Source organism: Cysteiniphilum litorale (assembly GCF_003428165.1).
In the GTDB taxonomy this organism is placed as follows: Bacteria; Pseudomonadota; Gammaproteobacteria; order Francisellales; family Francisellaceae; genus Caedibacter; species Caedibacter litoralis.
In genome coordinates this window covers 1-10,856 of the sequence record NZ_QLIQ01000056.1, presented here as the reverse complement: position 1 = coordinate 10,856, position 10,856 = coordinate 1, and the positions used below count along the sequence as shown (strand labels likewise).

The 10,856-nt window shown below is 38.4% G+C and carries 7 protein-coding genes and 1 pseudogene; all 8 read right to left on the bottom strand.

The window, feature by feature from the left end; translation table 11 throughout:
* Window positions 1–241: 241 nt before the first annotated feature.
* Complete coding sequence (locus DNJ75_RS13500) at window positions 242–526, bottom strand: hypothetical protein (protein WP_117003978.1); 285 nt, start codon at window positions 524–526, stop codon at window positions 242–244.
* 86 nt (window positions 527–612) lie between these two features.
* The gene (locus tag DNJ75_RS13495) at window positions 613–1,134 is read right to left on the bottom strand and encodes a hypothetical protein (protein WP_150469078.1); all 522 of its coding nucleotides are present in this window, start codon (window positions 1,132–1,134) and stop codon (window positions 613–615) included.
* A gap of 65 nt (window positions 1,135–1,199) precedes the next feature.
* The gene (locus DNJ75_RS13490; RefSeq protein WP_117003976.1) at window positions 1,200–2,771 is read right to left on the bottom strand and encodes a PI-PLC domain-containing protein; all 1,572 of its coding nucleotides are present in this window, start codon (window positions 2,769–2,771) and stop codon (window positions 1,200–1,202) included.
* Window positions 2,772–2,851: 80 nt separating this feature from the next.
* Entirely contained in the window at window positions 2,852–3,490 is a 639-nt protein-coding gene (locus DNJ75_RS13485) for a phosphotransferase-like protein (protein WP_157968351.1), read from the bottom strand.
* Window positions 3,491–3,944: 454 nt separating this feature from the next.
* A pseudogene (locus DNJ75_RS13480) lies at window positions 3,945–4,475 on the bottom strand (IS1634 family transposase); the annotation flags it as partial.
* Window positions 4,471–8,535 (bottom strand): beta strand repeat-containing protein, encoded by a 4,065-nt coding sequence (locus DNJ75_RS13475; RefSeq protein ID WP_117003973.1) that lies wholly within the window; start codon window positions 8,533–8,535, stop codon window positions 4,471–4,473. The pseudogene DNJ75_RS13480 and the gene DNJ75_RS13475, both read right to left, overlap by 5 nt.
* A gap of 136 nt (window positions 8,536–8,671) precedes the next feature.
* Entirely contained in the window at window positions 8,672–10,330 is a 1,659-nt protein-coding gene (locus tag DNJ75_RS13470) for a TolC family protein (protein WP_117003972.1), read from the bottom strand.
* Window positions 10,331–10,386: 56 nt separating this feature from the next.
* A partial coding sequence (locus tag DNJ75_RS13465; protein ID WP_157968350.1) for a hypothetical protein occupies window positions 10,387–10,856 on the bottom strand: 470 nt, incomplete at its 5' end.

The following is a 10,856-nucleotide window of genomic DNA, read 5'->3' as shown; positions in this document are numbered from 1 at the left end:
ATCTTTAAAGTGATTTTCAAAAGTGGTGGATATTTCCTGAGTCATAGCTAATACAATAGATTCCTTTGATGACAACTTCAAAGATAAATTTAGCAAAAGTCAACATATTTTAGATGGGACAGCCGTGATTGCGCCATAGCAAAACCTGTGCTTAACACTCCTATTACTGCTATCATTAAAAACTTTCTTTTATACATATTATCCTCTTTTCGTTTTTGGTTGGTAAATTTAGAAACATTGATCACTGAGTGATCCAACGCTGCTGACTTGCGTCATATTGATAATTCAATAAAATCACCGTGCCTTGATTTTGTGACTTAGTCACATTTAATACATCATGCATTTGTTGCGGATTAATTGGTGTGCCAAATAGCATGCCACTTGCCTGACATAAATGTTTAGCTTGATCGGATATCACTTGCGCACTAGCTGATGAATCAATGGTTAAACCATTTAAAATACGCCATTGCGGCTTGACTAAATCATTGCTTCGGCACAACACACCGGCTTCTGAAACATCATGCACATTTTATTTTACAACTTGCTCTTGCCTCAAAATAAATTACCCGCGAGGACCCGCTTATAATATCTTTCTCTGTAACCGTTAAGGTTTTAATACCGCGGATTTGTGCAGTACCAAGTATGCGCAATGGTATCTACCATTATCGCTTTGCAATGCGCATAAGAATAAAAGGTATTGTCGTTGTGTGGCAAAAATGCATAACTAACTTGCCATTGTCGACCATAACTTAGCTTTCTTCCTGTTACATCAATAACTTCATAGGCAAACAACTCTCCTCTACCGCCAGCAATACGATCACCATTTTTCTTGCAGCGATCCATGGCTACCTGTGTTGATTTATCACTACTTACAGTAAATTTACTATTATTATGCGTATAGTAATTATAGTAAACTTCCCCATGATTATAGGCAGGATCAAGTGCAGGGAGAGCATACTGCTTATGCTTTGCTCCACCTTGTCCACATGTCTGCCGAATTATAAACTGATGCTCAGCAGTATCTCCAGTCATACTGACATCCAACAAACATCCACCGTGCTTATCATCACAATTTTCTTTAGACGATTGCGCCATAGCAAAACCTGTGCTTAACACTCCGATTACTGCTATCATTAAAAACTTTCTTTTATACATATTATCCTCTTTTCGTTTTTGGTTGGTAAATTTAGAAACATTGATCACTGAGTGATCCAACGCTGCTGACTTGCATCATATTGATAATTCAATAAAATCACAGTGCCTTGATTTTGTGACTTAGTCACATTTAATACATCATGCATTTGCTGCGGATTAATTGGTGCGCCAAATAGCATGCCACTTGCCTGACATAAGGATTTAGCTTGATCGGATATCACTTGCGCACTAGCCGATGCATCAATGGTTAAACCATTTAAAATACGCCATTGCGGCTTGACTAAATCATTACTTCGGCACAACACACCTGCTTCTGAAACATCATGATTATTAACCATTTGATTGACAGCGGCATTATCATTTTGAACTTTTATTTGAGCAAAATTACTCACACCATCAACCACTGCTTGCGGGTAATTTGCTGCCCAACTCCAAATAGCTGCTTCAACTCGTGGGTCATTTTGCGCTAATTTATCCATCGCAAAATAATTAATTGGGCACTGACTTAATTCTTTTATATTATCCATAGTAATAACATCACTTCCCCCACCTGATGCCTTGGTAGCATCGCCATTAATCCCCCATAAGCCATTGTGCGCACCATCACTAGGATAAAGGTGACTTTGCAAATCTTGGCAGTTAAACTCGCTCTTTTTCTGCCAGTCATTAAAGTTACTGACACCTGGATCTTGCGGCAAACTAAGTACATTGCCAGCAATACCCACCTCGTTTTGATCGGTTACTTGAGAGAAAATATATGGGTTGTTTAAACGCTCATCCGCGCCACCAGATGGACCATGTAATGCATTATATTTGGCAATGATGATCACCTGACGTTTTAGCTTACCAATCACATCATTGGCTGTTAGCTTGCTCACTGGCAATGAGGTCGCACCGTCATGATTGATATGAAACCCGATATTATTTAGATCATCTTTGCTTAAAACCTTACCAGACAAGCTAGCTGTTAACATATTAATAAAGTTATTCATATCACTTGTTGCCTGTGAGGACTTGCGTACAACGCCAAGCTGACCAATATCTAAATAGACATATACCAAACTATGCGGATGCTCATTTAACCATTGATTAATCTCTTGTGCCATTTTTTGCGTGTAATGTTCACCATTTCCATCTTTAAGGGCACCTGAACGACAAACGACTTTATTTAATAATGCTTGGGCTTCGGCGCCTGAAGTTCCTGATTTAATGTGAAAATGACACTCATACATAGCATGACCTTTATCCCTAAATGGATAGTCTGGAAATAACTGCACCAAGTCAAACTCAATATGTCTTACTCCTTGATTTAACTGATCCGTTAAATTGATCACTTGATTGGGATCCTCGCATGCCATCGTGCCTGCTGCTGATCCGCCACATTTTGAAATGCCATCCTCTTGATCGCTAACATAATAACGCGAAATGCCACTATTATGTGTGCCGATCTGAAACTGTGCATTTAATGGCGCGTTTTGCCCTATCTCTGATTGTAACAACATGGCGCGATTAACCCATTCTTGATGTGTTTCCCCCTGTGAGATCTGGCATAGCAAAATGCCCGCACCTAATAAGCTTAATAACTTTTTCTTTTGCTGTTTAAACGATAAATACATAGATTCTCCTACTTGCGTACTTGGTTTATGATTCATTGGAATTTTCTGACTTAGCCAATCAATGGCTTTGATACATTTTTTTAGTATAGATACTGCTGACAAAGTGCCTTGAATGCCGAAAAATGTGTCATCGCTTGTAGCTCATGATAAATCAATTGAGCACATTCATCTGGTGTTTTATTATCGGTATTTATGTCTATATCATAACGCGTATATTCATGTGTCATATGATTTGAGGCGCGACTCATGCCAATAGGTCGGAAATCATCTTGGTAATTTTGGGATTGCTCCATGCGTTTTTGCGCGCGACTTTCACCCACCGCATCTGATACACGCATAGCAACCATGACCACTTCATATTTTTGAAGCTTCTCTAAAAACACCTTGAAATCATCAAAACGCCAGAAGATCTCATCTGCTACCACACTTATACCATGGTTTAGAAAACAACAGACTGATTCATAACGTGCTAGGTTAATGCGCTTGATAATATCACCATGCACGATTTCTGTCATCGTATGCTCATTTTCCTGATATTGCCTTGGATACAAATAATCTTTATCCGGCTTTGACAATTCTAACTTATCCGTTGGAATGGCCAGATGAAACGTATCAATCCCAAGATGAATATTCGGTTCATCCATTAAGTTTTGTAGTGCTTTTGCAGTCGAGCTTTTCCCCGCACTGCAAGCACCCACCAATAAAATAAGTCGTGCCATGTTGAGTTGTTTCCATTCCTTCATTAATCAAATATTATACAAAGCAATTGATATTTATATAGTAACCCAAGGTTACTTCAACAATTTATGAGTAGATAAGCACTTAAACAATAGTTTATTGCTAATAGCGCCTTATTCACCATGGTTGTTGATTTAATTCCATTTGAATTTCAAAACAGTTTGCAAGCACTATACCAAGGCTATCCCCAACTTGGTAAGCAAAATTTCTGAAATGTAGATAGTATAATGCTTTGCGCCATACACAAAGTTGAGTTAAGGCGCTACAGATTTTTTGTGTTTTTTGATTTTTTGTTTTTTTGTGAAGACGTGATCGATGCGTTATAGCGTTGTGATGATCTGCTTTAGTGGAATAGCTGGTGCATTACAGGCTTTATAAATCTTAGCCTGATCATGATTGGGTTTAGCTGACTTACGAATATGTAAGGTTTTCCCCTCTTTGGTATAAGGCTTCTTCAATAGCATCTTTAGACTTTAACAGGACATCTGAAATGCGGTACAGGCGATTCTTGTGTAAGGTGCTAAAATCAGTCTGTAGCACCTCATCTAGCGCACTTTTGGTTTTTAAAACTTCACACGTCCTCACTTCACTGGCAGGGTATAATGTGCGCGCTAAAATCATGGCTAGCGCATCTTGGCACTCGCTATTGGATAAACCACATGTGCTTAGAATCTGTGGCAAATGCAGGTCTTGCGCTGCTTTGTGGACAAGGCTTTCGGCACCAATACTTTTAATATCAGAGGATTCAACAGAGGAAATATCTACTTGCTCATAGTGTGATTCTGTTGGTGTTGTATTAAATAACGCTTCACCGTGTTTTTTAATCACAAGAGCGCTTAAGCGACGTGCTTCTGCTTCGATATGATCATCAACATTCAATAGCGCATGCTCAGCGCCATGGAGTAAGTCTTTAACGCGATCGGTCAACAATGCCCACTCTGACTCATCAATGGCAGTATTGTCACTTATTCGCTGAAATAGACAAGCCACCTTGTGTTGCTACATAAACATTACTGCCTATAACAAAGATCCCATTACAGAGATTATCACCCAAACCATCAGCAGTTGTCTTATTGATCCATGTGTTGCCACCATCTGTTGAGATCGATAAACCAACATTGGTAGAAGCATAAATTGTATTGCCTAAAGCAAAGGTATAACGAATGTTATTACTTGCTAAACCGTTAGCAGTTGTCTTATTGATCCAAGTGTTACCACCATCTGTTGAAATCGATAAACCACCAATGATGGTAGAGGCATAAACCGTATTGCCTGAAACAAAAACATGACTCACTAAATTATTGCCTAAGCCATCAGCTGTTGTTTTATTCACCCAGGTGTTGCCATTATCCGTTGAAATTGCTAAACCACCAAACATTGCTACATACACCTTATTTTCGGATTCAAAAGCAGCTTTAATATTGTTACTTGCTAGTCCATTGGCGGTTGTCTTGCTAATCCAAGTGCTACCACCATCAGTTGACATTGATAATCCACTACCTGTTATAGCATAGATATTACGACCAAAAACAAACACCCGTGTAACGCCATCATCTATTAATCCATCGGCAATGGTTTTAGTGATCCATGTGTTTCCATTATCTGTTGAAATTGACAGACCATGATCTGTTGCGGCATAAATGTAGTTGCCTGAAACAAAAACGCTTTCAACAAGATCAGAACCAAGTCCATCCGCTGAATTTTTATTGACCCATGTGCTACCTTGATCTGTTGATATGGATAGCCCACCACCTGTTGCTGCATAAATTTTATTGCCAGAAACAAAGGTTTCATAAACAGCATTGTCTCCCAAACCATTAGTTGTTGTTTTATTTATCCAAGAGATTCCTGCAACGGTTGAAATGGATAACCCATTGGAGCTAGCGGCATAAATATTCCCACCTGCAATAAAAATATGATTAATACTATTATTCCCTAGCCCATTTGCTGTTGTTTGATTAATCCATGAGGTGCCACCATTAATTGATAGCGATAATCCACTATCAGTTGCGGCATAAATCGTATCCGCTATCGCAAATATACTACGAATAAAATTACTTCCTAATCCATCAGCTGTCGTTTTGTTAATCCATACACCACCATTATTGGTTGAAATTGACACACCACCAATAGTGGCAGCATAAACATTACTGCCTGAAGCAATAACTCCATAAATTCTGTTGTTTCCTAAACCATCGGCAACTGTTTTGTTTGACCATGTGTTACCTCCGTCAGTAGAAATAGATAATCCACTATGAGTTGCAGCATAAACATTACTGCCAGAGGCAAAAACGCCATAAACAATGTTATTCCCTAAGCCATCGGCAACTGTTTTATTTGACCATGTTGTACCACCGTCAGTGGAAATAGATAATCCACCATTGGTTGCGGCATAAATAGTATTCCCAGCAGCAAAAACACCATAGATATTATTGCTAATCAACCCATTAGCGGTTGTTTTATTAACCCATGTTGTACCACCGTCAGTTGAAATTGATAACGCACCATTTAACGCAGCATAAATAGTATTCCCCTCAGCAAAAACACCATAAATATAATTATCGATCAATCCATCAGATGTTGTTTTAGTAACCCATGTAAGCCCATTATCAGTGGAGATGAATAAGCCATTTGTAGTAGCAGCATAAACATTTTTACCTGTTGCATAACTACTATTAACATCATTATTTGCTAACCCATTAGCTGCTGTTTTATTAATCCATGTGCTCCCATTATCAGTTGAGATAGAGAGCCCACCAGTTGTCCCTGCAAACACTGAATTACCTGTAGCAAAGGCACTGGAAATAGCATTTCCTCCTAGATTGTCAGCCGTGGTTTTATTGATCCATGTATTGCCGCCATCAGTAGAAATAGACAATCCACCACTGGTTGCGGCATAAACATTACTTCCAACAGCAAAAACATCATTGATAGCGTTACTGCCTAAGCCATTAATGGTTGTTTTATTTGACCATGTACTACCGCCATCAGTAGAAATAGACAATCCACCACTGGTTGCAGCATAAACATTACTTCCAGCAGCAAAAATGCCATTAATAGAATTATTAGCTAAGCCATCAACAGTTGTTTTATTCGACCATGTATTACCTCCGTCCGTGGAAATAGATAATCCTCCACTGGTTGCGGCATAAACATTACTTCCAGCAGCAAAAACATCATTAATAGAATTACTGCCCAAGCCATTGATGGTTGTTTTATTCGACCATGTACTACCACCATCAGTAGAAATAGATAATCCACCACTGGTTGCAGCATAAATAGTATTGGCGATGGAAAAAACACCCCGAATAGTATTACTAGCCAGCCCATCTACAGTTGTCTTATTAACCCAGCTACTGCCACTGTTGGTAGAAATTGATAGTCCTCTATCTGTAGCTATATAGATATTAGTGCCTGAAACAAATATTTTCTCAAGTTTATTGCTTATTAAGCCATCGGCAGTTGTTTTATTAATCCACGTTACGCCATCGTCAGTTGAAATAGATAGCCCACCACTGGTTGCAGCATAAATAACATTATCAGACTCAAAAACGCTACGGATATTCAAGTCAGCAATTCCTTGGTGAGTCAAAAGTGCGTTTTGAGGTATGGTGTAAAAAGAAGGGTAATTACTAATGCTGACTTGCTTTAATACACTTTGTGTACCATTACCACTAACCTGTATATCAACACTTTGCATTAAGGGTGATGCAATAACACCAGGTAAGTAGTCTAGAATATATTGACAAGTAGTGCTTGGAGGTAGGGAATTGCTATAAAAATTGCTACAGCTACTGACAAAAGGAACTACCACCAAATTATTCGGTAGTGTTGTTGAAACCGTAAGGTTATTTATAGTCACAGTGGATGAGCTATTTTCTAACGTTAGAATAAGCTGTTGATTAGCAATACTATTAGTCGTGAAATGATTAGTTGATGGTGTGACCGTAAGTAACAAGGGTGTTGATGCAGAAATATTGCTTTTTACTGCGCCATTAGTATTATTACCAGAGATATTAATGATTCCAGTATTGCTAGGACTTGCTCCAGCAATAAGCGTAATTGTGCATGCGCTTAATGCTGCCAACTCACTTGTACAATTAGTTGTGTGAGTCACGCCTGCTGGATTAGTAATATTAACTGCCAACCCAAATACTGGTACAGGCGATAGATTTTCAATTGTAATCACCGTTGAATCATTAGGAGATAGCGAAATATTACTTGAGGGTGAAATTTGGATAGCGGGACGCACAACAGGTACAATCGCACTAATAAGATGAATACCATTAGCTGTTGCTAATAATATATCAGAGTTTTCTGAAGTAGCACTGTTATCAGCACTCATCGTGATTTGACACGATGTCTGAGGCGCTAATGATGGTATGCATGTGTTATTAGAAAATGTTAACTTAGTATTGTTGGAAGAAAATGAAGAGCCGGTTAAATTGATATTAAAATTTGAGTTATTGGTAATCGTCAAGATAGCTGATTGCCCTGCACCTAGGTTATTAATGGCACTAATTGATGTGTCCAGAGTCTCCAACGTAAAATTTTTAATACTACTTGTAATGGTTTGACCATTAATTTTAGCCGAAATCGTATACTCGATCGTTTGCCCAGCTAGTGGCAAAGCAGATGAGTTTGGTGTCACCAAAATGATACAATCTGCTCCAAACACTAGCGGACTACATGCTCCTGAATAACTCACATTAAATTTATTGGTATTATTAATGTTCACAAAACTTAAGAGCACGTCAGTTGCATAATCATTTGAATTAGTTTCATCTGCGCCCACTTTTAAACTACTGATGCTGGATGAAAAGGATGCCAAAGAAACCGCTATTGATAGGGTATTACCTTGGAGCACTGCATTATCTGATAACACAGAAAGAGCCGTTTGTCCGCCTGTTGGTGCCGTGCTACCTGATTTACTACTACAGCCAGAGAGAAGTAGTAAAACTAATAACGAATAGATAATACACGTGATATATCTTTTTACTTTCAATAATAAAAACTTGGCGCACATAATAAACTCCTATAGTGATTTCAAATTAGCCTCTTATTAAGTTGGATACCCTTGGCATAACTCCAAAATACTCAGCCAGTTTATCCATACTACTCCATCGATTTTTCAAATTTACTCTTTAAACTTTTTGACCTGCTTAATTATTAGCAGATTGCTTTTGCTCTTGCTCTTTCTTTTCTTGCTTGACTGCCTGCGATTTGCTTGATTTGTCTAATAGCATTTCACTTTTGATTTTCTCTAAAGTTGGTTTCAGTGCATCGTATGCTTTATCAACTTCTTGATTAAACGTTCCTGTACTTTGATCTTTTAACAAGACTTCAATTTTTTGCTCAAGCTTATCAAGTGGTAAGTAACGGGCATCTGCAGGTAAAACATCTAAACCAATCGATTGATAAAGTTTAGATAATGCCTCATGCGCTCTGGCAAGTGCGACATCCTTATCAAATTGTGCTGAAATCGCCTCAATACCACGGCGAATAGTGATCTGTTCATTCCCCTGATTCGCTTGTTCAAGTTTTTCAGCATGCTCAAATAATGCCATCGATATCTTGGCTTCCTGAACCGCATAGCTTGCATCTTCCTGCCATAATAGATAATTGGTGTAAGCTATACGCACCTGTGTTAATACCGTAATGGTTGTTGCTATTTGCTTTAATTGCTCAAAGCTATGTGTTTGATTGGCACGACTAATCGCATAGGGTCCGGTTAATACTGTTTGAATGAGGTTAAGAGACGCACCAATATTGCCACCCCACCAGTATTGGTTTTTCATAAATTCGTTATTCGTGGCATTGTATCCAAAGGTGAAATCAATACCGGGCAGCATATTAATAATCACTGCTTGAATCCCTTTTTTGGCAATTTCAGCTTGATAAGATGCTTGACGCAATTCAGGACGATAAACAAGTGCTAAAGTGTCCATTTTTTCAAACTGCGGTGATATATTTGGCAAGTTCATCAAATCGCTTGTTGGACTTTCTAACTCAAACTCACTGCTAGGCTTGGCATTCATTAACTTGATAAGTGTTGCTTTGGCATCAGTAATTTGCGCATTTAACTGATTAATTTTACGAATCGCTTTAATTAATACCTGTTGATAATCTAACTCAATTTGTGGTGTATTGGCCTTCTTTTCAGAAGCTTCTTTTGATCTTTGTAAGGCAAGTTCTGCTTTAGCTTTAAACGTATTCACCTCCTTTTTCATCGATTGTGCAGTCCATGCCTTCCAATAAGCAGAGACAACCTCCTGAATTAATTGCTGTGTTACCCGCCGTCTTTCTTCTTCAGCAATCATCACGCGGTTGGCCTGCTGTTGCGCTCTGGTATAACTTAATCCTAAATCGAGCAGACTCCATTGTAATCCATAAGACTGATTTAAAACTTCACGAGGAGTAAAGCTCTGCTGCCCTGGAGTAACCTGACCATTTGAGTCCACTAGATTTTGAATTAAGTCATTATTTCTAAAACTATAATCAACACCGGCATTAAATGCGGGAAGCATTTCCATATAGGCGGCTTTTAAATTACCCGACTCCAACATAAGCTGTGCCTGTTGTACCTTATGGTCAAGGTTATACTTCAGTGTTCGTGCAATTGCTTCAGCCAGTGTGACTGTATGATTTATCTGTTGTTGATTCGCTATTACCTCATGCAATCCCTTGTAAGTATTATTTAACTGAACCTCATGAGTAATTGCCTTTGGCGTAATACTGCAGCCAGATAATATCAGGCTACCTGTCAATAACCATAGTAAAGGTTTGATCTTGCGATACGTTAAGGTCTGATTAATATCCATGATAACCTACGCTCCATTCATATGAGATTATTTAACTTTATCCTCGATTGATACCCTTAAATCTTTTTAGATTGCTCGTTATCACTTCGATTCTCCTGGTTTCCTGTATTTCCTTTATTTCCTCTAGTTTCGCTATTGTCTTTATCTTTATTAATCATAGTTAATAATTTAGCCTTTGCTAGCTCTATTTTATAGCTCTGCTCAGTTTCACTAAACACAATCTGATTGTCTTCTACAGTTGTTCTTCCAAAGAGCTTCGCTTTAAGTTTGGCGAGCAATCCTTCTTTCATCGGCGTGCTTAATGAGATATTCAATGCTTTGCTTATTTGTGCTGCATTATTCACCGTTTCAGCATATTTGCTTTCTTTCACCGCATTCATAAAGTCTTCTGCTAACGCAGGATCTTGCTCTTTCAAGTAATCATACATATTGGCAATATGCTCTTCATTCAACTTAGGCTCTGCGGCAATTGCCTCAATAATGTCATCTTGTTTATCATCATCTGAATCTAAAATCATTTGTGATA

What these genes read in the sequence shown, in the direction of transcription:
- DNJ75_RS13475 (WP_117003973.1), bottom strand. Translation starts at nt 8,535, where the DNA reads ATGTGCGCCAAGTTTTTATTATTGAAAGTAAAAAGATATATCACGTGT.
- DNJ75_RS13470 (WP_117003972.1), bottom strand. Translation starts at nt 10,330, where the DNA reads ATGGATATTAATCAGACCTTAACGTATCGCAAGATCAAACCTTTACTA.
- DNJ75_RS13495 (WP_150469078.1), bottom strand. Translation starts at nt 1,134, where the DNA reads ATGATAGCAGTAATCGGAGTGTTAAGCACAGGTTTTGCTATGGCGCAA.
- DNJ75_RS13485 (WP_157968351.1), bottom strand. Translation starts at nt 3,490, where the DNA reads ATGGCACGACTTATTTTATTGGTGGGTGCTTGCAGTGCGGGGAAAAGC.
- DNJ75_RS13490 (WP_117003976.1), bottom strand. Translation starts at nt 2,771, where the DNA reads ATGTATTTATCGTTTAAACAGCAAAAGAAAAAGTTATTAAGCTTATTA.